This is a genomic window from Alkalilacustris brevis, assembly GCF_003350345.1.
Lineage (GTDB): Bacteria > Pseudomonadota > Alphaproteobacteria > Rhodobacterales > Rhodobacteraceae > Alkalilacustris > Alkalilacustris brevis.
Map to the genome: position 1 here is coordinate 25,141 of NZ_QNVJ01000020.1, position 23,376 is coordinate 48,516.

General features: G+C 65.3%; 23 protein-coding genes. 7 read left to right on the plus strand and 16 right to left on the minus strand.

What is annotated here, in order from left to right; all coding sequences use genetic code 11:
• Positions 1-117 precede the first annotated feature (117 nt).
• From DQ229_RS02700 to ubiE, 16 genes are all read right to left on the minus strand, one after another.
• Positions 118-1,236 (minus strand): Mrp/NBP35 family ATP-binding protein, encoded by a 1,119-nt coding sequence (locus tag DQ229_RS02700; RefSeq protein ID WP_114964738.1) that lies wholly within the window; start codon positions 1,234-1,236, stop codon positions 118-120.
• A gap of 59 nt (positions 1,237-1,295) precedes the next feature.
• On the minus strand, positions 1,296-1,808 hold the full coding sequence (locus DQ229_RS02705; RefSeq protein WP_114964739.1) for a DUF2478 domain-containing protein: 513 nt from the start codon (positions 1,806-1,808) through the stop codon (positions 1,296-1,298).
• Complete coding sequence (locus tag DQ229_RS02710; protein ID WP_162300730.1) at positions 1,805-2,677, minus strand: TorD/DmsD family molecular chaperone; 873 nt, start codon at positions 2,675-2,677, stop codon at positions 1,805-1,807. Before DQ229_RS02710 ends, DQ229_RS02705 begins: the two co-directional genes overlap by 4 nt.
• A gap of 97 nt (positions 2,678-2,774) precedes the next feature.
• Positions 2,775-3,962 carry an NrfD/PsrC family molybdoenzyme membrane anchor subunit gene (gene nrfD / locus DQ229_RS02715; protein WP_114964741.1) on the minus strand — a complete coding sequence of 396 codons (1,188 nt, stop codon included), beginning with the start codon at positions 3,960-3,962 and terminating at the stop codon, positions 2,775-2,777.
• Positions 3,963-3,976: 14 nt separating this feature from the next.
• Positions 3,977-4,726, minus strand: a complete 750-nt coding sequence (locus tag DQ229_RS02720; RefSeq protein ID WP_202909497.1) for a 4Fe-4S dicluster domain-containing protein — start codon at positions 4,724-4,726, stop codon at positions 3,977-3,979.
• 29 nt (positions 4,727-4,755) lie between these two features.
• Positions 4,756-7,305, minus strand: a complete 2,550-nt coding sequence (locus tag DQ229_RS02725) for a molybdopterin-dependent oxidoreductase (protein WP_114964743.1) — start codon at positions 7,303-7,305, stop codon at positions 4,756-4,758.
• Positions 7,306-7,357: 52 nt separating this feature from the next.
• Positions 7,358-8,467, minus strand: coding sequence for a 4Fe-4S binding protein (locus tag DQ229_RS02730; RefSeq protein WP_162300731.1), 1,110 nt, complete (start codon positions 8,465-8,467; stop codon positions 7,358-7,360).
• Positions 8,468-8,648: 181 nt separating this feature from the next.
• A complete protein-coding gene (locus DQ229_RS02735) occupies positions 8,649-9,917 on the minus strand; it encodes a sigma-54-dependent transcriptional regulator (RefSeq protein WP_114964876.1) in 1,269 nt (422 codons plus the stop codon).
• Positions 9,910-11,313: a sensor histidine kinase gene (locus DQ229_RS02740; protein ID WP_114964745.1), complete on the minus strand. Its 1,404-nt coding sequence runs from the start codon at positions 11,311-11,313 to the stop codon at positions 9,910-9,912. Before DQ229_RS02740 ends, DQ229_RS02735 begins: the two co-directional genes overlap by 8 nt.
• 28 nt (positions 11,314-11,341) lie before the next feature.
• Entirely contained in the window at positions 11,342-12,220 is an 879-nt protein-coding gene (locus DQ229_RS02745; protein ID WP_238380936.1) for a PhnD/SsuA/transferrin family substrate-binding protein, read from the minus strand.
• A complete protein-coding gene (locus DQ229_RS02750) occupies positions 12,217-12,507 on the minus strand; it encodes a helix-turn-helix transcriptional regulator (protein ID WP_114964747.1) in 291 nt (96 codons plus the stop codon). The genes DQ229_RS02745 and DQ229_RS02750 overlap by 4 nt, the downstream gene beginning before the upstream one ends.
• A gap of 149 nt (positions 12,508-12,656) precedes the next feature.
• Positions 12,657-13,520 carry a universal stress protein gene (locus DQ229_RS02755; protein WP_114964748.1) on the minus strand — a complete coding sequence of 288 codons (864 nt, stop codon included), beginning with the start codon at positions 13,518-13,520 and terminating at the stop codon, positions 12,657-12,659.
• A complete protein-coding gene (gene arsB / locus DQ229_RS02760) occupies positions 13,520-14,596 on the minus strand; it encodes an ACR3 family arsenite efflux transporter (RefSeq protein ID WP_114964877.1) in 1,077 nt (358 codons plus the stop codon). The genes DQ229_RS02755 and arsB overlap by 1 nt, the downstream gene beginning before the upstream one ends.
• Before the next feature lie 88 nt (positions 14,597-14,684).
• Positions 14,685-15,065 carry an ArsR/SmtB family transcription factor gene (locus DQ229_RS02765; RefSeq protein ID WP_238380937.1) on the minus strand — a complete coding sequence of 127 codons (381 nt, stop codon included), beginning with the start codon at positions 15,063-15,065 and terminating at the stop codon, positions 14,685-14,687.
• Positions 15,066-15,254: 189 nt separating this feature from the next.
• Positions 15,255-16,787, minus strand: a complete 1,533-nt coding sequence (gene ubiB / locus DQ229_RS02770) for a 2-polyprenylphenol 6-hydroxylase (protein WP_114964749.1) — start codon at positions 16,785-16,787, stop codon at positions 15,255-15,257.
• The gene (gene ubiE / locus DQ229_RS02775; RefSeq protein WP_114964750.1) at positions 16,788-17,540 is read right to left on the minus strand and encodes a bifunctional demethylmenaquinone methyltransferase/2-methoxy-6-polyprenyl-1,4-benzoquinol methylase UbiE; all 753 of its coding nucleotides are present in this window, start codon (positions 17,538-17,540) and stop codon (positions 16,788-16,790) included.
• Positions 17,541-17,628: 88 nt separating this feature from the next.
• On the opposite strand from ubiE, the gene mutM reads away from it, so the two are divergent.
• The 7 genes from mutM to DQ229_RS02810 all read left to right on the plus strand — a co-directional run bounded on the left by mutM (position 17,629) and on the right by DQ229_RS02810 (position 23,329).
• The gene (gene mutM, locus DQ229_RS02780; protein ID WP_114964751.1) at positions 17,629-18,495 is read left to right on the plus strand and encodes a bifunctional DNA-formamidopyrimidine glycosylase/DNA-(apurinic or apyrimidinic site) lyase; all 867 of its coding nucleotides are present in this window, start codon (positions 17,629-17,631) and stop codon (positions 18,493-18,495) included.
• 63 nt (positions 18,496-18,558) lie between these two features.
• The gene (locus DQ229_RS02785; protein ID WP_114964752.1) at positions 18,559-19,335 is read left to right on the plus strand and encodes an enoyl-CoA hydratase; all 777 of its coding nucleotides are present in this window, start codon (positions 18,559-18,561) and stop codon (positions 19,333-19,335) included.
• Positions 19,336-19,487: 152 nt separating this feature from the next.
• Positions 19,488-19,754, plus strand: coding sequence for a 30S ribosomal protein S20 (gene rpsT / locus DQ229_RS02790; protein ID WP_114964753.1), 267 nt, complete (start codon positions 19,488-19,490; stop codon positions 19,752-19,754).
• A 341-nt stretch (positions 19,755-20,095) separates the two neighbouring features.
• Entirely contained in the window at positions 20,096-21,643 is a 1,548-nt protein-coding gene (locus tag DQ229_RS02795; protein WP_114964754.1) for a flagellin, read from the plus strand.
• 92 nt (positions 21,644-21,735) lie between these two features.
• On the plus strand, positions 21,736-22,110 hold the full coding sequence (flaF, locus tag DQ229_RS02800) for a flagellar biosynthesis regulator FlaF (protein WP_114964755.1): 375 nt from the start codon (positions 21,736-21,738) through the stop codon (positions 22,108-22,110).
• Positions 22,107-22,511, plus strand: a complete 405-nt coding sequence (flbT, locus tag DQ229_RS02805; RefSeq protein ID WP_114964756.1) for a flagellar biosynthesis repressor FlbT — start codon at positions 22,107-22,109, stop codon at positions 22,509-22,511. The genes flaF and flbT overlap by 4 nt, the downstream gene beginning before the upstream one ends.
• Entirely contained in the window at positions 22,508-23,329 is an 822-nt protein-coding gene (locus DQ229_RS02810) for a DUF1217 domain-containing protein (RefSeq protein WP_114964757.1), read from the plus strand. The genes flbT and DQ229_RS02810 overlap by 4 nt, the downstream gene beginning before the upstream one ends.
• Positions 23,330-23,376: the final 47 nt, after the last annotated feature.

Consider the following 23,376-nt stretch of genomic DNA (forward strand, 5'->3'; position numbering starts at 1 on the left):
GGGTTGCGCAACAGGGATGCCGTCACGCAGCGATCGCGCGTGCGCATGGCGACGCCTGTGCCTTTCGAGATCCGTGGCAGCGGTCCGCCGGGCGCTTTCGCAACTCCCGCAAGGCAGTCAGGCGCCGGCTTCCTTGCGCTCTGCCGCGTGGATCAGCCGGGCGGCCAGTTTGCGGTATGTCTCTGCGATGGCATCCTCGCCCAGGGCAATGGGTTTGCCCGCATCGCCGGACACGCGCACATCGAGCCTGAGCGGGATTTCCGCCAGAAGGGGCAGACCGAGCTTTTCAGCCTCTGCACGCACACCGCCATGGCCGAAGATATGCGCCTCATGCCCGCAGTCGGGGCAGATATAGGTGGACATGTTCTCGATCAGGCCGATCACCTCGGTGCCAAGCTTGGTAAAGGCCACGAGCGCTTTCTGCGCATCCAGAAGCGCCACATCCTGCGGGGTGGAGACGACCAGCGCGCCGGTGACATCGAAATAGGAACATAGCGTCAGCTGGATGTCGCCCGTGCCCGGCGGCATGTCCACGATCAGCACGTCAAGCTCGCCCCAGCGCACATCGTTCAGAAGCTGCTGCAATGCGCCCATCAGCATCGGCCCGCGCCAGATCACCGCCTCGCCCCTGGGCAGAAGCAGGCCGATCGACATGAATTTCACCCCGTGCGACTCCAGCGGGATGATGGCCTTGCCGTCGGGCGACATGGGCGGCTGGTCCATCCCCATCATGCGCGGCTGGCTGGGTCCGTAGATATCGGCATCGAGCAGCCCCACGCGCCAGCCCTGCCGCGCCATGGCCACCGCCAGGTTGGAGGAAACGGTGGATTTGCCCACGCCCCCCTTGCCCGAACCGATGGCGAGGATGCGCTTGACGCCGGGGATTGGCTTCAGCGCAGGCTTGCCGGTGGGGTGGCGGCCGATTTCCATTTGCGGCGGCTCGCCCTGCCCGGCGCCCCCGGTCGGCTGCTGCGGCGGCGGCGATTTCGCCTTGTGCGCGGTCAGCACGATCTGCACGTCACCCACGCCATCCATGGCCCGCAGCGCCTGCTCGGCGGCCTTTTGCACCGGAGGCAGTCTGCGTGCGGTGGCGGCATCGGGGGCCTCGATCACAAAGCGCACCTTGCCGCCATCAACCTGCAGGGCGCGCACCATGTCGGCGCCGGTCAAGGTTCTGCCATCGGGCAGGGGTACGGCGTTCAACTGCGCCAGGATCGCTTCCTTGGTAACGGGCATTCAGGCTATCCTGTCCTTATGTGTCGTCATTGCGAATGCAGGCGCCCACACCGGGCCCCTCACGCCGCGCGGGTTCGCCGCAGGGAACGCGCCCAGGCGACGATCACGGCAGGATCGGCGGGCAAATCGTGCACCATGCCAGCAGCGAAGCGGTGAAAAGCAGCGTGGTTGAGCGGGTTCACCCCCACCAGCACCGGCAGACCGCGATCCAGTGCGTCGGCAATCGCCGGCACGAAGCCGCGCCCCTCGGCCTCCTGCTTGCCGAATTTGTTGACGATCAGAAGCTCCGCAGCGTCGAGCCGGTTCAGCGTGGCCGCCACTGCCGCCTCCAGCGCGCCGGCATCAAGCCGGCAGCCGCGCGCCTGCGCGCCGCGATCCTCGCTTATGCGCAGCACCGGGCCATCGGGTAACACATGCACATCCATGTCGCACTTCGCCCGATCGGCGCGCACGGGGTTGTCTTGCACCGTGCCGGCCAGACGCAGCCCCTCGCGCCGCATCAGCGCCACTGTCTGCATCAGGCAGGCATCGGTGCGCCCCTTTCCAGCCAGGCTTACGCAGGCCAGTTTCATGCCGTCGCCGCCCGGCCCACGCCCGCACCCTCATCGGCATCACCGCGCGCGCGCCGGGCGGCAAATACGGCATCACTCCAACCCTCATTGGCCGCGACATGGTTCCAGGCCAGCCCGGCCTGTTCCAGCCGGTAGGCGATTTCTGCCAGATCCTCGGCCGAGGGCTTACCGATGCCGCGGGCCGAGCCCGGCGGCAGGCCGGCGCCGGCGGGCAATTCCTGAACTTTCGCACCCCCGCGCACCTGCTCGACCCCCAGCCACAGGATGCGGCCGAGGTGTTCATAGGCGCGATTGAGGTCATGTTCGCTGCAGGCTTTCTCCAGATCGCGCAGGAAGGGCGTGATCCAGCGCGCCGGGTAGCGGGCGATGAAGGCTTCGGCCTCGGACACGAAGGCGCGTGCCTCGATGTCCTTGCCGGCAGCCGCGTGATCGCCCGCGCGGGCATGGAGAAAGGCCAGCATTTCCAGCTGCAGCGGCACAGTGTCATGGAAATCGCGCAGGGATTCGCTTTTCTGCAGCCCATGGCGGGCGATAAAGGCGCGCAGTTCCTGCTCGATCTGGCCGGTCTTGCCGCCCTCCATGTAGAAGCCGGTGTTCAGCATGACAGGCGTCGGCGGCGCCAGGAACAGCTTGGAATAGAGCCGCAGCAGATCGACCGGTTCGCCGATGGCTGCGGCGTCGCGGCGCAGCGCGACGATGTCCTCGCCCGCCATGAGGCCGATCTCATCGCAGATCGCTTCCAGATCGTCGGCGAGGCTGGCGGTAAAGGCGTGGTGAAATTCGTCGCCTTGCGGCTGACCAAAGGCGCGCGCCAGGCACAGCCAGAAATCGCGCCGGGAATGGCTTGTCACGGCGATGTTGTCGGTCATGGGTCTGTCGCTCCTGCTTATGTGACCGGGGGAAAGCGCCCGGGATGCAACAGGGCGGCATGGCACCGCCCTGTGCGTCGGTCTGTCAGCGCACCGCTCAGGCGGTGGCTTCGCTGCCGTTGGCCGCCAGAAAATCGTCGGGCATGGCCGAGAGGTTGAGGAACCGCTCGCCCGCGGCATAGAGCGCGAACAGCATCGCCGAGCCCATGATCGTCAGCGCCCATTCGGTGAGCGAGGGCGTGTATTCGATCAACCCCCATTCCCAGGTGCCACGAAAGAGCGGCACCACCTGCCCGCCGACGACGAAGAAGTAGCGCTCGGCGAACAGCCCGGCGAAGACCGCCATCGACACCAGCACCTGAACCGCCGGGTTGCCGCGCAGCCCGGCCATGAGCATGATCGCGAAGGGCAGCACGATCCCCAGCCAGAGCGACGCCTGATAGACCGGCGAGGCGAACAGGAAGTCACGCCAGACCAGATGGATCTCGGGGTTGTTGGTATAGAGCCCGGTGATCGCGCGCACCGCGATGAACAGCACCGTGCCGCCCAGCACCGCCGCAAAGAGCTTCGGCAGCGGGCCTTCGAACATGGCGCGCATCGCTGCGGGCATGGCCGCGCGGCGAAAGCCGTAGGCGAGGTAGGTGAAGAACACCACCGCAGCCAGGCCGCTGGCCACCGCCGTGAGGTAGAAGTAGATCGGCATCAGGCCATCGAACCAGAAGGGTCGCATGCTCATCATGCCGAAGATCAGCGCCAGATTGCCGCTGGCCAACAGCACCGCGAGGAACGAGGCGATGCCGATCTGGCGGCTGGTCCTGCTGTCCCATTCGCGGCCTTCCATCTTCTGGAACTTCCACAGAAGGAACAGCAGGTCAGCCACATAGAACACGCCCATCCAGAACATCGCCGACTGGATCTGCAGGTTGAACGGAATCACCCAGAGCATGCGGAATACATGGCCGAGTTCCATCGCCAGCACCGCCATGCCCGAGATCAGGATGATGAAGGCCAGATAGATCGAGCGTTTGGCCAGCGGGTAGAACTGCTTGAAGCCGAACACCAGCGGCAGCGCGGCAATCATGCCCAGCCCCGAGGAGGCCAGCGCGAAATAGAGATAGGTCGCGATCGGCTGGCCCCAGGGCATCTGCGACGAGGTGTTGAAGCTGCGATGCCCCACCGCCATCAGGTCGAGCATCGCGTAGCCGAAGGCGGCAATGGCGGCAGCCGCCGAAACAATCAGGAGCCCAGTGCCGAGCGGCCCCTTGAGGATGTTACCGTTGTTCATCTCTCAGCCCTCCTTCAGCTGTCCGACGGGGGATCATAGGCGGGCACATCGGCACCCGAGCCCAGGTAATAGACCTGCGGGCGGTTGCCTGTATGGTCCTTCAGGCGTACGCCGCGTTTGTCCGCGATGAGGCGGTTGACCTCGGAATCCGGGTTGTCCAGGTCGCCGAAATAACGCGCCTTGGGCGGGCAGGTGCGCACGCAGGCGGGCACGTATTCCTTGGTTTCCGGGTTGTCCTCATCCAGGTCGGCCACACCCTCGGGCGCCTGGCTGACCTTGTGGTAGCAGAAGGTGCATTTCGACACGACGCCCTTTGGCTGGATGCCGATACCCCGCCTCGCGTCGCTTTCGGGGTTCTGATAGGGCGGCGCCCAGAGCTGCCCCTCGCCCGGGAACACGTCGCGCACATCGGGCTCCACCACCGGCTGCTCGTCGGCATAGAAGCGCACGCCATAGGGGCAGGCGATCATGCAGTACTTGCAGCCGATGCATTTGTTCCAGTCAACAAAGACGATGCCGCCTGCCTCATCGTCCTTGTAGGTGGCGCGTGTCGGGCAGACCGTCACGCAAGACGGGTTCTCGCACTGCATGCAGGGCCTTGGCAGCCATGTCAGCTTGGCGGTCGGATAGGTGCCTTCGTGATAGAACAGCACGTCCTGCCAGTTTTCCCCCGGCAGGGTGTTGTTTTCCATCGCGCAGGCGGTCGTGCAGGCCTGACAGCCGGTGCACTTGTCCAGGTCGATGACCATTCCCCATTTCGTCATTGTCTCAATATCCTCTCATGCGCCGGGGATCAGGCCCGTTCCAGGGTGACCTTGCCGGTGTAATAGCTGGCCAGCCCCGAGATCGGGTCGGATACGTTTGCGGTGACATCGCCGGAATGGCCCGGCAGGCGCCCCTTGGCCCAGCGGCCCTGCGCCCAGTGGCCATGCTCCATCGGCAGCACGATCGTGTCGCGCCGGTGGGCGGGCACAAGGCGGGCATAGGCCTCGATCGCGCCGATATCGGAGCGGATGCGCACGCGGTCGCCGTCGCGGATGCCGCGGGCGCGGGCGGTGGCGGGGTGGACTTCCAGATAGACGGTGTTCTTGCCGCCCACCATCGGCTGGTGAATGGCGATGCCGTGCGGGATGTTGCCCGAACGGCCCTCGGCATGCATCGGCGTCTTGGGCGAGACGAAATAGAGATCGCCGTCACCGCCTGTATGCACCGGCTCCACCCACTGGATCAGCCCAGCGCGGCCTGCGGGCACGCCCAGTTCGCGCTCGATATAGTCGGCGTGCTGCTCCAGGAAGCCCGAGCGGAACTCGAACTTGCCCGAGGGGGTGCGCAGGAGCTTCTGCTTCACCTCCTCCTCGGTCATCTCGATATTGTAGCCCTCGCCGTCCCACTCGTAGAATTTGCCGCGGCGGTGATGCCAGTGATAGGGCTTGCGGTACCAGACGCCCTTCTCGGCCCAGGACTCGAAGCTGTTCACACCATTGTCGCCGGGGTTGTCCTCGAAGCCGCGCGCGCGGTGGCGCAGGATGTTCTCGACGTTGTCGATCTCGCGGTAGTAGTCGCCCATCGGCCCGTCGATGCGTTTGCCGATCTCGATCAGCGTGTCGCCGAAATGCTTGGTGTCATGGATCGGATCAACGGCAGGCACGCGCAGCGCGGTCATCGGCCAGCCCTCGAACGGGTAGGTCGGGCTGTCCTGCCAGCGCTCCAGATAAGTGTGATCGGGCAGGACGATATCGGCATACATCGCTGTCTCGCCGGGGAAGGGCGAGGTGTCGATGATGAACACGTCCTTGAGCGCCTCTTCCCAGACCTGCGGGTTGGGGGCCGACCAGATCGGGTTGGTATAGTAGAACATCGCAGTGTCGAGCTTGTAGGGGTCGCCCGCCAGATGGTTCGGCCCGGCCTCCTGCATCATGTGCGAGGTCATCGGCCAGCGCTCGGTGCGCGCCATGTCGATGCGCGGCTGGTCCTTCCAGGCGCCATCGCGGGCCCAGTCGTCCAGGTAGTCGTCGGCATTCACGGGCAGGTCGCCATAGGGCACGCCCATCTGGTAGAACAGCCCGCCCTTCTCGGCGAACAGGCTGCCCACCAGCGCGTTGAGTGCATGAATGGCCATGCCCGCATAGGTGCCGTTGGTGTGCGAGGTGGGCCCGCGCTCCATGATCGCCATGGCCGGGCGGGTGGTGCCGAATTCGCGCGCCACGGCGCGGATGGTGGAGGCCGGCACGTCGGTGATCTCTTCGGCCCATTCCGGGGTGCGGTCCTTCAGCTCCTCGTTCCACCAGTCCACCAGCCCGTGGGTCCAAAGTTCGACAAAGCCGCGGCCCTCGGCCGGCTGCGTCGTGACTTCGCCGGTTTCCGGATCGGTCACGGCCACCCGTGCGGCGGCGCTGATGCTTTCGCCGGTCACGAAATGATTCCGCCCATCGGCGAAATCGCCGACAAATTCGCGGTCCCACAACCCTTCGGTCAGAATGACATGGGCCACGGCCAGCGCCATCGCGCCGTCAGTCGCGGGTTTGATGTAAACTGCACGGTCAGACGCCGCCATGGTGGGGCTCATCCGCACATCGATCGAGGTGATGCGCGTCTGCGGGCTTTTGGAGCGCATCTTGCCCCACATCTGCATCAGGTAGTTGTAGGGGCGGAAGGCCTCGAGGAAGCTCGCGCCGAAGTTCAGGATGTAGTTGGTGTTCGCGTAATCGTAGGCATTGTAGGAGTCGTTGCCGTCGGTCGCGCGCTTGGCGCGTTTCGACCCTTCCGCGCACATCGAGGCGTGCCCGATGGCCGAATTCGGCGTGCCATAAAGCCTGCCCCAGTCGCCATAAAGGCCCGCATCGGTCGGCCCCCAGCCGCGACCGTAGAAATGCGCGAAACGGTGGCTTTCGCCGCGCGCGCGCAGATCATTCAGGCGCTCGGCAACGATATCCAGCGCCTCGTCCCAGCTGATCGGAACGAAGCCAGGGTCCTCGTCGCGGCCCTTGTTGGGGTTGGTGCGCCGCATCGGGCCGCGAAAGCGGTCCGGGTCATACAGGAAATAGGTGCCCAGATGGCCCTTCGGGCACAGCTTGCCGTTCGCGATGGGGTTGCCGGTATCGCCGTAAATGGCATGCACCCGCCCGTCAGTGGTATAGACATCGATGCCGCAGCGCGCCGGGCACTGGGCGCAGATATTCTTGGTGATCCGGGTGTTGGGTTGGCGCGCCTGCGCCTGTGCCGGGGCGGGCTTGCCCTGCGGGCCGGTCAGGCCCACGGTTACTGCGGTGGCGGTCAGCACGCCAGTGGTTCCTGTCGTCGCCAGGAACCGTCTGCGGCTGATGCCGGTATTTGCCTTGTCCATCGTGCTCCTCCCTTCGTGAGGTGGTCGGTCAGGCGCCGCGCCGGGCGCGAAATCACGCCCCGTAGGGCACTTGCCTCCGCTGCATCAGCCCAAGGGCTGCGGCGGCGAGATCGTTGTCCTTGTGGCAGCCATCGCAGATGCGCTGGTCCGCGCGCGGTGCGAAGCGGTGCAGGCAATGGGGGCAACTGGCCATGGCCTGGCTGTAGATCGTTGCCACCCCGGAATACGTACCCCGCCCGCGCGGATGCAGGGCCAGCCCGTCTGCCGCTTCGCAAGCCCCGCAGGCCAGACAGAGCGCGGCATCGAAGACCAGCCGGTCGGAATCGGGCTCCTTGTGCAGGGTCAGCGCCTCTGTCGGACAGAGGCTGGCGGCCAGGCGCAGATCGGGCGCGTCGCCTGTCACCTCCAGCGCAGGGAAGAGTACTGCCGGCATCGACTCAGCCCCGCAAAGGGCACGCAGATGATCGCGCCGCGCTTGCAGCGCCGGCACATCGACCTTTCCGGCGAAGGGCTGCGCGGCAGTGACACGGCGGCGATCAGGCGCCGGTGGCGGCGTGGTCAGGCGCCGGAAGAGCTGGCGACGCGAATAGCCTTGCTTTCGGGGATGGCGTTGCTGCGGGGCTGGCTGCGCACGCTCCTGCGGCAGCGGAGCATGAATAACTGCGGGGCGGTCTGCGCGCCGGTTCAGCTGTGCCAGATCGTCCGAGGCCGCCTGCACGGCATCCGCCCAGGGCTGCGGGCACCCGCCAGCAGCACAATCCGCACACCAGCCGCGATCCATTAAAGTGATGGCCGCACCGGCGCCGAGTATCTCGAGAAGCTGCACCGCGCTGACCCCGCCCAGACATGGCACGGTCACCGCCCCCTCGGTCCGGTCGGTGGCAGTGACGCGGCCGCATTCGAGCGTTGTGGAAAAACGGCCATGGCCCGGCCGCATGGCGGGAAGCTCCAGCGCGCCGGTCGGGCAGGCCGCGACGCAACGTGCGCAGCCGGTGCAGGTGTCGTAGTCCAGTTCGACCACGCGCGTATCGATGCGGATGGCCTGCACGGGGCAACGCACCGCGCAGGCGTTGCAGCTTGCATCGGGACGTCGGGTTGTCAGGCAGGCATCTGCATCCACCAACAGCCTTGCCGGCAGGTCTTGAGGGTCATGTTTGCGCACGTCTCCTCCTTCGCTGGAACCCGGCGCTGCCCGCTTTTGCGGGTTCCCCCGGCCGGAATCTGGCTCTCCATGACAGGATAGGGCAGGTGACATGCCAAAGCATGCCGCCGAAACATCAGCGCGATCATCTCAAGATACTGATTAAAAGAAACTTTTTGTGGAGTTCGGATTGCCGGACAGGCTAGTCCGGGCCTTGTTCGGATTTCCGGACAACCTCGTCGGGGCGTTGCAAGCCCAGCTTCTGCATCTTTTCCCAAAGCGTGGTGCGGCCAACACCGAGAAGCCTTGCCGCGGCGCTCATGCTGCCGGCGCAGCGGTTGAGCGCGCGCTGAATCTGCAGGCGCTCGGCCGCTTCGCGCGCCTCGGCCAGGGTGGGGAAGGCGGCTGCCGCGGCAGCTTGCGCCTCGGGGAAGATATCGGCGGGCATGATCATCTCGCCCTGCGCCAGCGCCATGGCCTGCGCCAGCCGGGCACGGATTTCACGCCCGTTGCCGCGCCAGTCGTGGCGCAGGACCAACGCCTCGGCCTGCGCGGAAATTCCCTTGAGCGGTGTCGCCCTGCGACGGTTCATGCCGTCGAACATTCGCGCCATCATCCACAGCGCGTCCTCGGGCCGGTTGCGCAGCGGCGGGATGGACAGGGTCAACGGGCTCAAGTGAAAATAGAGGTCCGGCCGAAGCTTTTCGCGCGCGTCATCGCCGTCGGTGGCCACCACGCGCGGCCCATCGCCGCCCGCTTCCCAGATCGCGGCAAGCAGTTTTGCCTGCACCGCCTCGCGCGCCTCGCCGATGCGTTCGATCAGCACGATACCGTCGCCGGCCTGCTGCCAGGCCGCGCCAAGGCCAAAGAGCCGCGCCTCGTGCTCGCCGGCCTCGATTCGCGACAGGTCGAGCGTGACAAGCGGTGCGGCTGAGCGATCCGAGCGCGCATGCAGCCGCTCGGCGGCCGCCCGTTTGCCAGTGCCGCTTTCGCCCAGGATCAGCACCGGACCTTCCTGCGCGGCAAGGCGGGCGATCATCTCCTCGATCTGGCGCGCCTGCTTCGAGGGGCCAAACAGCGGCCCGTCGCTTTCGAACCCCGGCGCGATCAGCAGCGAAAGCCGCTCGAGCATCTGGCCCATGTCGAAGGGTTTTGTCAGGTAATCTGCGCCCCCCGAGCGCAGCAGCCGCACCGCCTGGTCGGCGCTGGCCTGCCCGGTCATGAACATGAAGGGCGGCGGCACCGTGGTCTCGGAGAGTTTCAGGAAAAGATCCTCGCCCGATCCGTCGCCCAGCCGGATATCACAGATCACCGCATCGAAAGGGCGATGCGGGGTGCGCAGCCCGCCCAGCGCGCGGTGAAAGCTCTTGAACCAGACCACGCGCGCCCCTTCGAGCCGCAGCCGCTGTTCCAGCGAGCCGCCCATGATCTCGTCATCTTCGACGAGCGCGATGTGACGCCCCTCAAGCATCGCGCCCCCCTTCATGTGCCAACGGCAACTGCACGCGGATTTCGTTCAACCCCTCGGGCGACGACCCGAGGCTGATTTGCCCGCCCATACCCTGCACCAGCTCGCGCACAAGCCGCAGGCCGACGCCGCCGCCGGGCTCGACCGGGGCATCCGACAGTAGCCTTGCGCGCAGGGGGCCGGGCAGACCCGGCCCGCTGTCCTGAATGCCCAGCATGATCGTATCGGCCTCATGCGCGACACGGAGACCGATCTTGCCGCCGTATCCGGCCGCCGCGCTGGCGTTAAGCAGCAGGTTGAGCGCGATCTGGCGCACCGGGCCTGCGGGCACCCCGTCCATGCCGCCCCCGGGCAGGGAAACCTGCCAGTGCAGTTCCTGCCCCCGCCGCTCGGCCTCGGGGCGGATCAGCAGGTTCAGATCCTCGAAATCCGAGCGTGAAAGCGCCCGGACCTCGGGGGCCGCGCGATGCGTATCAAGGGTTGCGCGCACCACATCGCGCATGTGCCGCAAACCGCGATCCAGAAGATCGGCCGAGCTTTTGACCACATCGGTTCGGTCCGGATAGGTGCGCAGGGTATCCACGGTGTTCAGCAGCCCGCCCAGCGGATTGTTGACCTCGTGCGCCAACGTGCCCGCCAAACGTCCGAGGCTGACGAAGCGCTCTCGATCAGCCATCCGCTTTGCCGTCAGGTTGCGTTCCTCAACGGCGTGGACCAGTCGGTTGTAGTTATCGTAAAGCCGGGCGATTTCCGGGTTGCCCCGGGGTATGGTTTCTTCCGATATGGGCTGCAGTGCGTCTGTGCCGTGACCCATCGCGTCAGTCAGGCGCGCAACCGGACGCAGGACGTGACGGATCGCGAGGAACCCGACCAGCGCGGCGATGATCGTGGCCAGCGCATTGCCGATCACCAGGAACGCAACCGTTCGCTCGCGTTCGGCGACAAAGCCTGTGGTGTCGAAGTCTATGATCAGTCTGCCAAGCGTGCGCCCCTGATGATGCAGAACTTTCGACAGCGAAACCGTGCCATCGGACAGGTCGTAATGTGGCGCCGTGACCGGGGTTGCCTCCGCGATCATCTCGACCCGCTGCGCGCCGAGCGGATGAATCTCGGGCTCTGACGAGACGATGCTCCGTCCCAGCGGATCGACCAATGTCGCGCGCACAGGGCGCAGGGAACCTTCGCGATGCGTTACACGGTCCAGGAGGTCGAACATCTCCCAGATGTCATCGCGCACAACGAAGGGGCCGATCGTCGCCTCGACTCCGGCGAATTCCAGCGCTGCCATCTCGCGCAGGTGGCGTTCCTGCGTGGCCACGAGTGTTCGCAGCACCAGTTGCGAAGCCAATGCGCCGAAGAGCACCAGCAGCCCTGCCGCCAGAAGCGGGCCCTTGACCATGACCGGCAGATGAGGGGCGCGCACCGGCTCAGCCCCGTTCCGCGACGATCTTCATGCGCGCCGCAATCCGGTCGAAACTCTGCGCCTCGGGCGGGACGAACCCGTCGAGTTGCAGCATCTCCAGCGCCCGCCGCCCGGCATCGGTTCGGAGCATGGCTTCGAGCGCGACCCAAAGCCTGCGGCTCTGCGCTGTCTCGAAGGCTTCGCGCGTCACGGCAATCGGTGGAAAGCCAAAATCCTCGGATTCCCACACGATGCGGGTCTGTTCGACAAGTTCGGGTTCGGTGCGACGCATGGCGTCCCAGACATAGCCATCGACGCTACCCGATTGCGCCAGCCCCCGCGCAACGGCCCGCACCACGTTGCGATGGCCATAGGTAAAGAAGCTTCGCGCGAAAAAATCCTCGGGGCGCTGCTGGCGCAACAGCAGCTCAGACAGGGTGACCAGATGGCCCGAATTCGAGTCGGGGTCGGAATAGGCGTGAATATCGCCGCGCAGATCGGCCAGGTCGTGCACTGTGCGCCGCGCTGCGGTGATGATCCTGGCCTGATAGTGCGGCGCGCCCTGCCAGAGTGGCAGGGCAAGTGCCGCCAGGCGATCGAGGTTTTGCAACAGGGGATAGCCGCACAGCCAGGCTGCATCGATCTTGCCCATGAGCAGGAGGGCCGTGACTTCCTGATAGGTGCGCCGTTGAACGAAAACGATTGGCTGGCGCATCTCGGCGCTCAGATGACTGCGCAGATACTCAAGGAGCTGCCAGTCATTATCGAGAAAGACCGGGGTCAGGCCGAAGCGGAACGCCGCGGGCTGAGCGCGCAAGAGCGAGGGCGCGGCCAGCACCGTTGCCGCAGCACCCGCCAGAAGCGTTCGTCTCTGCAGCTGCATCACGTCCTTTCGGGGGCTCATCCGGCAAGTCCTTCCTTTGCAACATGGGCGGGCATCACCGCATCAGGCATGGCACGACGTTGCGGCGACAGCGCCGGATCGAGCCGGTAGCGCAGCCTGCGCGCATCGCGCCGGTCGTTCACAAACCCCGCGGCCTTGCGTGCCTGCATGTGACGTGACCTTTGGCATTGCAAGGCCTCCAGCCGCACCATCAGTTCGCACAGGCAGTGCGCGCCGCCGTCCCACAGCAGGCGCGTGGCAGCAAGACGCATCGGCTCAGCCATGGCGGAAAGGATTTCGCGCAGCATCGCATGACTTCCATCGCATATGCTTTGCACCGCATATATCGGCAGCCCGCGCCTTGCACATTGACCTGCGTCAAGCCGCGCGGGCCAGCCCCTTGGCCATCTGGCTGCGCGCAGAGTTGGCGACACAGGCAAACAGGATACGCATGGGCTCAACCCTTGTCATCGCGCAGGGGCACCACGAGCACAGGGCGGCGCGCGATTTCGCAGAGATTGGCGGCGGTGGAACCGGTCGCGATACTTTGCACCCAGCCCTGCCCGTGCTTGCCCACCACGATCAGATCGGCGTGGCGCCGGGCGGCGGCGTGCGCGATTTCTGCCGATGGCTTGCCCTCGGCCAGATGCACCTCGGCCTTGCCCCCGGCAGCGGCGATCTCATGCGCGATGTTGTCGAGCGCGGCGCGCGCCATCACACGCCAGCGCGTGTAACGTTCAGCCTCGTCCGGGCTGATGACATGCACCAGATCGACGACGCCCGCATGGGGGGCCAGCCTGGCCGCTGCCATCTCCGCGGCCTGCGCCTGCGGCGAGAAATCGGTAGCCAGCAAGAGCCGCCGCAACCCGGCGTGACAGGTTCGCTCGCAGGCCGCGTCGTCGTCCTTGCCGGTGGCCTCGATCCATTCCAGCCGCACCGGCAGGCGGCTCAGCCGGATCACCTCGCGCGCGACCGATCCGAGGAAGAGCCCGCGGATCATGTTCTGCCCGCGCGAGCCGATCACGATCAGATCGGCACCATGTTCACTGGCGGCTTTCAGGATGTCTTTCGCCGCGTCGCCAGCGGCGCGGATGTCGATCTCGACATCCAGCCCAGCTTCGCGCAGCGGTGCGGCCCGGTCTGACAGCCAGCCTTCCAGTGCATCCCGATTGCCGTATTCCGCCCCCTGACCATAGCCCAGTTGGACAACATGGGTCAGGATCAGGCGGGCGACACCCATCTCGCGCAGATCGGCCAGACAGTCGAGCAGCGGCCCCTGAGCAGCGGAATGGTCAAGGGCGATGAGAGCTGTGCGAAACATCAGTTCTGTTCCTTCCTGCGGGGGGCGCGGATCGGGGTTTCCTCGGCCGGGAACCAGTGGCGCGTGCGATTGGCGAACCACACGAGGCTCAGCATCACCGGCACCTCGACCAGCACACCGACCACGGTGACCAGCGCGGCGATCGAGTTCAGCCCGAACAGACCGATGGCCACAGCCACGGCCAGTTCGAAGAAGTTCGAGGTGCCGATCATCGCGCAGGGGGCGGCAACATTATGCGGTACGCGCCAGGCTTTCGCGGCCCAATAGGCCACGGCGAACATGCCGTAGGACTGGATCAAGAGCGGAATTGCGATGAGCAGGATGATCAGCGGACGGTCTAGGATCACCTCGCCCTGAAAGCCGAACAGCAGCACGACCGTCGCCAGCAACCCGATGATGGAGAAGGGTTTGACCCGAGCGGTAAAGGCGCCGACCGCCGCCTCACCCTGGGCCACATTGCGTACGCTGCGGGTCAGATAGAGCCGCGTGATAACGCCGGCCGTCAGCGGCACCACGATATAGAGCACGACTGACAGCACCAGCGTCTCCCATGGCACGGTGATGTCGGTCACGCCCAGCAGGAAGGCCACGATCGGCGCAAAAGCGAAGATCATGATCACATCATTGAGCGAGACCTGCACCAGAGTGTAGTTGGGGTCGCCCCGGGTGAGTTGTGACCAGACAAATACCATCGCCGTGCAGGGGGCCGCCCCCAGCAGGATCATGCCGGCGATATACTGCCCCGCCGTGCCCGGCTCGATGAAGGGCGCAAAGACGAACTCAAAAAACAGAACGCCGAGCGCGGCCATGGTGAAGGGCTTGATCAGCCAATTCACCGTCAGCGTGATGATCAGCCCCTTGGGGCGCTCATGCACCCGCTTGAGCGAAGTGAAATCCACCCCCACCATCATCGGATAGACCATGAACCAGATCAGCACCGCGACCACGAAATTGATCGAGCCGTATTCAAGACTGGCAAGGAAATTCACCAGCGCGGGCGCGATCTGGCCCAATGCGAGGCCGGCGGCGATGGCCAAGGCTACCCAGATGGAAAGGTAACGTTCGAAAATGGGCATGGGGCTATTTCCTTTCAGGGGGTGCCAGGCCATGGGTGCGGGCCGATCCGATGCAAACGGCGCAGGCGCAGGAAACCGGCTCCCGGGGTCAATCCACTGCCGTCGCGGACTGGGCGCGTTGCGGAATGTAGCAAGCCTGGGGCTCGCCCCCGGACGTTCCTCGTGCCTCGATCCGCCCCAGGAGGGCATGGAGCGCCGCCAGCGCCGCCGGGTCGAGCGAATAGCAGATCCTCGGCCGCTCGATCCTGCCGACGACCAGCCCCGACGCCTTGAGAATGCGCAGATGCTCCGAAACCGTCGATTGTGCCAGCCCCACCTCGTCCACGATATCGCCGCCGATACACTCCTGCCGCGACAGCAGAAACAAGATGATCCGCACACGCGCCGGATGCGCGAGCGCCTTGGCGAGCGAGGCGATTCTCTCCGCGTCCACTGGCACCGAAGACCCGGCCATGACCTGACCTGACATGAGGCTTCCTTCCAGTCTTGTCGATCCGACGACATATATATCGCCGATCGACGATACAAGGGCGAACTGATGAACCGGGTTTCGCAGCACTCGCCAGCGCCATACCTTGGTTAGCTTGAATGATGTCGCTTGCCAAAGCTGCGCGCCGAAAAGCACGGCGGAGAGCGCGTCAAAAAATCGAAGCGCGCGCTACAGCGCCGCACCAATCCACACGCCGGCAGCCGTCAGTGCCGCGCCCAGCATCACCCAGCCCAGCGGCCGCAGCGCCCTGGCCGGCGCGGGCGCGGGCGGGGTGTCGTCAAACTGCTGTTGAAGCCGCCGCTCAAGCAGATCGGGCAGGCGCGGGCCGAAACGCGCCAGAACATGCGCCGTGCGCGACAGGTCGCGCAGCATCGCCCGCGGGCCCAGATTTTCGCGGATATAGGCCTCGACCACCGGCCCGGCGACCTGCCATATGTTGATCGACGGGTTGAGCGAGCGCGCGACCCCTTCGACCACCACCATGGTGCGTTGCAGCAGGATAAGCTCGGTCCGGGTCTCCATCCCGAAACGTTCCGTTACCTCGAAAAGGTAACTCAGCAGCCGTGCCATCGAGATGCGCGTGGCATCCATGTCGAAGATCGGCTCGCCGACCGAACGCAAGGCACGGGCAAATTCGTCGATATCGCGGTCTGCGGGCACATAGCCCGCCTCGAAATGCACCTCGGCCACGCGGCGATAATCCTTGCGGATGAAACCATAGAGGATCTCGGCATAGACGCGGCGGGTATATTCGTCGATCCGGCCCATGATGCCGAAATCGACCGCGAGGATGTCGCCATTCGCCGCGACCTTCAGGTTGCCCTGGTGCATGTCGGCGTGGAAATAACCGTCACGCAAGGCGTGACGCAGAAAAAGCTGCAAGACACGCTCGCCCAGCACACGCCGGTCATGCCCCGCGGCATCGAGCGCGGCATTGTCGCCCAGCGGCACGCCCTCGGCCCATCCCAACGTCATCACGTTGCGCCCCGAAAGAAACCAGTGCGGCGCGGGCACCTGGAACCCTTCGTCCTCGCGCGTGTTGGCGGCGAATTCGGCCGCGGCGGCGGATTCGAGGCGCATGTCCAGCTCACCCATAACCACGCTTTCGAAATGCGCGATCACATCGGTGGGGCGCAGCCGGCGCGTGGCGGGCAACAAAAATTCGATCATTCCGGCGGCGAAATAGAAGGCATCAATATCCTTGCGGAAGGCCTGCATGATCCGTGGCCTCAACACCTTGACCGCCACCTCTTCGCCGGTGTCGGCCAAGCGTGCCTTGTGAACCTGCGCGATCGAGGCCGCCGCGATGGCATCGCTGAACTCGGAAAACAGCCGGTCGACGGGGATTTCGAACTCTTCCTCGATCATGCGGCGGGCGACATCGGTCGGGAAAGGCGGCAGCTGATCCTGCAATACGCGCAGCTGAACGGCGAGTTCGTCGCCCACCACGTCGGGGCGGGTGGAAAGGATCTGTCCGAACTTGATATAAGCCGGCCCCAGTGCGGTCAGCGCGCGCGTCGCCGGCGGCAGCGCCGGGTCGCCCTTGAGGCCGAGCCACTTGAACGGCCAGCCCAGCACCCTTGCGGCCAGGCGCAGATGCGGCGGGGCGCGCATGGCCTCGAGCACGACACGCATGGCGCCGGTGCGCTCGAACGTGGCACCCGTGCGGATAAGGCGCCAGATATTATGCGGCCCGCGCACCTAGAGCTTCCAGCCCGAATGCAGCGCCGCGATTCCCATCGAGAGGTTGCGGTAGCGCACCTGTTCGAAACCTGCCTCACGGATCATGGTGGCAAAGCTTTCCTGATCGGGGAAGCGGCGGATCGATTCGACCAGGTACTGATAACTTTCCCGGTCGTTCGCCACCATCTGCCCCAACGCCGGGATCACGTTGAAGCTGTAGCGGTCATAGGCCCATTGCAGCGCCGGGTTGGGCAACTGGCTGAATTCCAGCACCATCAGCCGCCCGCCGTGGCGCAGCACACGGAAGGCCTCGCCCAATGCCTTTTCGATGCGGGTGACGTTCCTGATCCCGAACGAGATCGTGTAGACATCGAAAACCCCGTCGGGAAAGGGCAGCGCCATGGCATCGCCCACCACCCATTCCAGTCGGTCGGCCATATCCTCGGCCTCGGCCCGTTTGCGGCCCTCGACCAGCATCGACTCGGTCATGTCGAGCACCACGGCCTCGGCGCCCGGCGCGCGTTTGAGAAAGCGAAAGGCAATATCCCCCGTGCCCCCGGCGACATCCAGCAGCCGCTGCCCCGGCCGCGGCGCCAGCCAGTCCATCATCGCCTCTTTCCAGACGCGATGAACGCCGCCCGACATCAGGTCGTTCATCAGGTCATAACGCGACGCCACACGGGTGAAGACCCCGTGCACCATGCCGGCCTTTTCATCCTCGCCCACGGTCTGAAAACCGAAATGGGTGGTTCTGGCGCGATCGTCGGTCATCAGCCCTTGCCGTTTTCTTTCGCTCACCCTCCTTATAGGACGCGCGCGGGGCGACACAATGCGCCTTGCCGCAAAGAGGAACCGCAAGATGCCCGAATTGCCTGAGGTCGAAACCGTGCGTCGCGGGCTTGAGCCGGTGATGCGGGGCCGGGTGATTGAACGTGCCGATATCCGCCGCCCCGATCTGCGCTGGCCCTTCCCGCCCGACATGCGCGCGCGGCTGGAGGGGCACCGGGTCGAGGCGCTGCGAAGGCGGTCGAAATACCTGCTGCTCGACATGTCCTCGGGCGAGACGCTGCTCATCCACCTTGGCATGTCGGGGCGGATGCTGGTCAGCGGCCCGGCGGCAGCGCGCGCCATGCCCGGTGTCTTTGCCCATGACCACCCGGCTCCGGCCCGGCACGATCATGTGGTGTTCGATATGGCGGGCGGCGCCCGCGTGACTTTCAACGATGCCCGCCGCTTCGGCGCCATGGATCTGGCCGCGACCCCCACGATCGAGGCCCACTCCCTGCTGCGCAACCTCGGCCCCGAGCCGCTGGGCAACAGTTTCGACGAGGCCTGGCTGGCCGCGCGCCTCAAGGGCCGCAACACCCCGATCAAGGCCGCTCTGCTGGACCAGCGTCTGGTGGCCGGTCTGGGCAATATCTATGTCTGCGAGGTGCTGCACCGGGCGGGCATCTCGCCGCAACGCAAGGCCGGGCGCATCGCGCAGGCGCGGGTGGCGGCACTGGTGGCGATTATCCGGCAGGTGCTGGCCGAGGCGATCGAGGCCGGCGGGTCATCCTTGCGCGATCACCGCCAGACCAGCGGCGAACTGGGCTATTTCCAGCATGTTTTCCGCGCCTACGGGCGCGAAGGGCAGCCCTGCCCGACCCCCGATTGCGAAGGCGTGATCCGGCGTCTGACACAGGCCGGGCGCTCGACCTTCCACTGCCCGCAGTGTCAAAGATGACTTGATCCGTCACCTGAGGCTGCTATGGACTCCCGCCACTGCTGACCAGAGAGGTGCCTGCAAATGGCCTATGAAACGCTGATCGTCGAAGTCTCCGACCATGTCGCGCTGATCAAGTTGAACAGGCCCGATGCCCTGAACGCGTTGAACAGCCAGCTTCTGGGAGAGCTTGCCGCCGCCCTGCGCGCGGCCGATTCCAACGACAAGGTGCGCTGCATCGTTCTGACCGGCTCGGACAAGGCCTTTGCCGCCGGGGCCGATGTGAAGGAAATGTCCGAGAAGTCCTTCGTCGATGTCTTTTCAGAAGACCTCTACGCGCGCGAGGCCGAGGCCATCGACGGCGTGCGCAAGCCGATCATCGCCGCCGTATCGGGCTATGCGCTGGGCGGCGGCTGCGAATTGGCGATGATGTGCGATTTCATCATTGCCGCAGATACTGCGAAATTCGGCCAGCCCGAGATCAATCTTGGCGTGATGGCAGGGCTGGGCGGCACCCAGCGCCTGACACGCTTTGTTGGCAAGTCCAAGGCAATGGACATGCATCTGACCGGCCGCTTCATGGACGCCGAAGAGGCCGAGCGCGCGGGCCTGGTCAGCCGCGTGGTCCCTGCCAAGAAACTGATGGAAACGGCAATGGAAGCGGCGCACAAGATCGCCGAGAAATCCGCGGTGACCGTGACGGCCATCAAGGAGACGGTGAACCGCTCGTACGAAACCACGCTGCGCGAAGGGATTTTCTACGAGCGCCGAATCTTCAACGCACTGTTCGCCACCGAGGACCAGAAAGAGGGCATGGCCGCCTTCATCGAAAAGCGCGAGGCGCAGTTTCGCGACAAGTGAGCAGGGGCCTTCCCTTTTGCGTTCGGCTGGTATAAACGGCGCCACACATGCGCGTGGGCCCGCTTAAGGCATGAGATCGAATCGGCATTCCTGCCGTGCCGTGGGTCCGTTTGCGCAACAGGAACGCAACAGACCCGAAAGAGACACGACAGATGGCCAACACGCCCCAGTCCAAGAAACGCGCCCGCCAGAACGAGCGACGCTATGCCGTGAACAAGGCCCGCCGTTCGCGGATCCGCACCTACCTGCGCAAGGTTGAAGAAGCGATTTCGTCGGGCGACAAGGACGCCGCCGCCCAGGCGCTGCGCGCGGCGCAGCCCGAACTGATGCGTGGCGTGACCAAAGGCGTCGTCCACAAGAACACCGCCGCGCGCAAGATGTCGCGCCTGTCGGCCCGGGTAAAGGCGCTGGGCGCCTGATCCTGCCTGCGGTCGCCCGCACAATAGCCGGCCGCACCCCTGAAAAGACCACGCGAGAGCGGGCCCGTTGCGGCCCGCTTTTTCGTTTCCGACGCTTGCCCGCAGGATCGAGGCCGTGGCCCGAATCCGACGCCGTTCTCTAAAATCCGCCATAACCCGGCGCGCGCCCTTAAGCCCTCGTTAGAGATTGCCGGACAGTCTTTCCCGGCATCCCGGAAAACCGGGCGCGCGGCCCATGCAGACCTGCGCCGCACCCGTGCAGAACGCCGCTTCTCGCACCCCACAGGGTGAAAACCGTCAATCCCGGCGCAAAAGCGCCGCATATTGCAAGGAATCCGGCAATGGCAAGCATTCTCACGAACACGGGCGCAATGGTCGCCCTGCAAACGCTGAAAGGCGTCAACAAGAATCTCGAAACCACGCAGAACGAAATCGCGACCGGCAAAAAGGTCGCCACCGCCAAGGATAACGCGGCGGTCTGGGCGATCTCCAAGGTGATGGAATCCGATGTGAAAGGCTTCAACGGCATCAAGGAAAGCCTCTCGCTGGGCGAATCCACCGTCGCAGTGGCGCGGCAGGCCTCGGAAACGGTGACCGACCTGCTGACCGAGATGAAGGGCAAGATCGTCGCGGCGCAGGAAGAGAACGTGGATCGCGGCAAGATCCAGACCGATATCGAACAGCTGCGCGAACAGATCTCTTCGGTGGTGGCCTCGGCACAGTTCAACGGGCTGAACCTGATCGACGGCAATGCCACCGACCCGGTGAGCATCCTGGCCTCGCTCGACCGCGCGGCCGATGGCACGCTTGAAAGCAGCGCGATCGATGTCCGCACACAGGATTTCACCACGGACGCCGGACAGTTCGGCACCGGCGACACACTGGATGCCAATCTCGATGTCAACGGGCTCGACGGCGGCAACTTGGTCGGCACCACTACGACCAACGATGTCACCTTCACCACCGATCTGGGCGCGGCCGAAGGCGGCAGCTATGACGTTGCGATCAGCATTGGCGGCGGCACGGCGATCAACATCTCGGTTGCACTGGCCAACGATCAGACGGCCAACACGATCGCCGGCTCGATTGCCAATGCGATCAATGCCGCCGTCGACCCGGGCGATCCGAGCTATAACGCCGACCTTGCGGCCATCGGCCTGACTGCCACCGACACTGCCGGCGCCCTCACCTTCTCGACCTCCGGGACGTTCGACGAGGTCGAGATCGACATGTCCGCGATCAATGCGCTTGCGACCACCGTCGGTGGCGACGGCCCCGTGGCCACCCTCGACCCCACTGCCGCAACTATAACCTTCGACGGCGAGATCAGTGCAGGTGACAGCTACCGCGTGACCATCGATAACGTGGACTATGATTACATCGCAGCGGGAGGCGACACTTTCGAAGATGTGGCCAACGGGCTCGCAGCGTTAATCAACGAATCCGACCTGACTGGTGTCGCAACTCAGGTTACCGAGGACGGCGGCAACTACACGCTGTCGGTGGCGCAGTCCGGTGCGGATGTTTCGTTCAATGCCACAGGTGCCGAAGACGGCACTCCGGCTGGCGGCCTCCTGGCCCTTGCGGGAATCAATGTCTCCACCCAGGAAGGCGCCGTACAAGCGCTCAACGATATCGAGACGCTGATCCAGTTCGGGATCGACGCCTCGGCCTCGTTCGGTTCCGCCCAGGCGCGGATCGAGATTCAGAGCGAGTTTGTCAGCAAGCTGACCGATTCGCTGATTACCGGCATCGGCACACTGGTAGATGCCGACATGGAGGAAACCTCGGCGCGGCTGCAGGCGCTTCAGGTGCAGCAGCAGCTGGCAGTGCAATCGCTGACGATCGCCAACCAGGCGCCGCAGAACATCCTGTCGCTGTTCCGGTAAGCTGACCGGCCGGTGGCGGCCACCACCGCCCCGGCCCACCAGCCTGAAATCCGCGCGCCCCCATATCTTCCAGGGAAGGAAATGCCGTGACCATGACCGCCATGGCCAGCACCGCCTACGCCAGCCCCGGTGCGCCCACACGCACCCCCCGCGCCAGCGAATATGACGCAATCGCACGCATCACCGCCCGCCTGAAATCGGCGGCCGAACGCGGCGACCAGGGCTTTGCGCAACTCGCCGCCGCGCTGCATGAAAACCGCCGGCTCTGGCTGATACTGGCCAGTGATGTCGCCGGAAAGGAAAATGCCCTGCCCCCCAACCTGCGGGCGCAGATCCTCTACCTGGCCGCCTTTACCGAACAGCACAGCCGCAAGGTGCTTGCAAACCAGGCGGCGGCCGATGCGCTGATCGACGTCAACACCGCCGTGATGCGCGGTTTGCGTGGCGATGCAGGAGAAGGGGCATGAGCGGCCTGGTACTGAAGCTTTCTCCCAAGGAGCGCGTGCTCATCAACGGCGCGGTGATCGAGAATGGTGACCGCCGCTCGCGGTTGTCGATCGTCACGCCCAACGCCAACATCCTGCGGCTGCGCGACGCCATCCACCCCGAACAGGCGAATACTCCGGTGCGACGGGTCTGTTACATCGCGCAGCTTGTGCTCTCGGGCGATGTGGCCCCCGAAGAGGCGCGTCAGCAGCTCCTGCGCGGAATCGAGCAACTCAGCCAGGTGCTGACCGATCACGACAGCCGGCGCCTGCTCGCCCAAGCGACCGAGGCCGTTCTGGACGAGGCGCACTATCAGGCGCTCAAGGCCCTGCGCGTTCTGCTTCCGCGCGAAGACCGGCTCCTTGCCGCGGCAAGGCAATGAGCTTTCAGCCGGTTGTGCCGGTGTCGGGGTTCGGCGGCTGGACCTTCCTCAACCGCACCCTTGACACCCAGGTCGAAAGCTTCCGCAAGGCGCCCGCGATGCAGCGCGATACCGCCTATTTCCGCGAGAACATCGCGCGCGTGGAAAGCGCAGCCGACCTGGTCGCCGACCGCCGCCTGCTGCGGGTGGCACTGGGCGCCTTCGGGCTGGAGGATGACATCAACAGCCGCGCCTTCATCCGCCGGATTCTGGAGGATGGCACCGAAGCCCGCGACGCCCTGGCAAACCGGCTGGCCGACAAACGCTATCTGCAGTTGGCGCAAACCTTCACCTTCGGCACCTCCGATGGCCCGGCGACGCAGTCGGAAGGCTTCGCAGACCGGATCACCGCCGCTTATCAAGGCCGTCAGTTCGAGATTGCGGTTGGCAAGCGTGACGACAACCTGCGCCTGGCGCTGAACATGCGGCGCGAGCTGGCCGCAATTGCCGCCGAAGATCGGGGCGAGCGCGCCAAATGGTTCTCCATCCTCGGATCGCCACCGCTGCGGCAGGTGTTCGAAACCGCCTTCGGTCTGCCCGGCAGCTTTGCCGGGATCGACCTGGACCAGCAGCTTTCGGTCGTCCAGCGGCGCACGCAGCGGATGTTCGGCGAAAGCTCCGTCAATCAATTCGCCGAACCGGAAAAGATCGAGGAGCTTGCCCAGCGCTTCCTGCTCCGGGCGGATACGCAATCCATGCTGAACGGTCTTTCAATCTCGGGCGGGGCGGTCGCATTGCAGCTTCTGCAAGCGGGTCAGGGCGGCGCGCCCCTGCGCTAGAGTGACTACATGGAAGCGCCGCACCCACCCTGCCGGGGCCGCCACAT

Coding starts and splice junctions, on each gene's coding strand:
- DQ229_RS02700 (WP_114964738.1), bottom strand. CDS start 1,236: ATGCCCGTTACCAAGGAAGCGATCCTGGCGCAGTTGAACGCCGTACCC.
- DQ229_RS02705 (WP_114964739.1), bottom strand. CDS start 1,808: ATGAAACTGGCCTGCGTAAGCCTGGCTGGAAAGGGGCGCACCGATGCC.
- DQ229_RS02710 (WP_162300730.1), bottom strand. CDS start 2,677: ATGACCGACAACATCGCCGTGACAAGCCATTCCCGGCGCGATTTCTGG.
- nrfD (WP_114964741.1), bottom strand. CDS start 3,962: ATGAACAACGGTAACATCCTCAAGGGGCCGCTCGGCACTGGGCTCCTG.
- DQ229_RS02720 (WP_202909497.1), bottom strand. CDS start 4,726: ATGACGAAATGGGGAATGGTCATCGACCTGGACAAGTGCACCGGCTGT.
- DQ229_RS02725 (WP_114964743.1), bottom strand. CDS start 7,305: ATGGACAAGGCAAATACCGGCATCAGCCGCAGACGGTTCCTGGCGACG.
- DQ229_RS02735 (WP_114964876.1), bottom strand. CDS start 9,917: ATGCTTGAGGGGCGTCACATCGCGCTCGTCGAAGATGACGAGATCATG.
- DQ229_RS02740 (WP_114964745.1), bottom strand. CDS start 11,313: ATGGTCAAGGGCCCGCTTCTGGCGGCAGGGCTGCTGGTGCTCTTCGGC.
- DQ229_RS02745 (WP_238380936.1), bottom strand. CDS start 12,220: ATGAGCCCCCGAAAGGACGTGATGCAGCTGCAGAGACGAACGCTTCTG.
- DQ229_RS02750 (WP_114964747.1), bottom strand. CDS start 12,507: ATGCTGCGCGAAATCCTTTCCGCCATGGCTGAGCCGATGCGTCTTGCT.
- DQ229_RS02755 (WP_114964748.1), bottom strand. CDS start 13,520: ATGTTTCGCACAGCTCTCATCGCCCTTGACCATTCCGCTGCTCAGGGG.
- arsB (WP_114964877.1), bottom strand. CDS start 14,596: ATGCCCATTTTCGAACGTTACCTTTCCATCTGGGTAGCCTTGGCCATC.
- DQ229_RS02765 (WP_238380937.1), bottom strand. CDS start 15,065: ATGTCAGGTCAGGTCATGGCCGGGTCTTCGGTGCCAGTGGACGCGGAG.
- ubiE (WP_114964750.1), bottom strand. CDS start 17,540: ATGACCGACGATCGCGCCAGAACCACCCATTTCGGTTTTCAGACCGTG.
- mutM (WP_114964751.1), top strand. CDS start 17,629: ATGCCCGAATTGCCTGAGGTCGAAACCGTGCGTCGCGGGCTTGAGCCG.
- DQ229_RS02785 (WP_114964752.1), top strand. CDS start 18,559: ATGGCCTATGAAACGCTGATCGTCGAAGTCTCCGACCATGTCGCGCTG.
- rpsT (WP_114964753.1), top strand. CDS start 19,488: ATGGCCAACACGCCCCAGTCCAAGAAACGCGCCCGCCAGAACGAGCGA.
- DQ229_RS02795 (WP_114964754.1), top strand. CDS start 20,096: ATGGCAAGCATTCTCACGAACACGGGCGCAATGGTCGCCCTGCAAACG.
- flaF (WP_114964755.1), top strand. CDS start 21,736: ATGACCGCCATGGCCAGCACCGCCTACGCCAGCCCCGGTGCGCCCACA.
- flbT (WP_114964756.1), top strand. CDS start 22,107: ATGAGCGGCCTGGTACTGAAGCTTTCTCCCAAGGAGCGCGTGCTCATC.
- DQ229_RS02810 (WP_114964757.1), top strand. CDS start 22,508: ATGAGCTTTCAGCCGGTTGTGCCGGTGTCGGGGTTCGGCGGCTGGACC.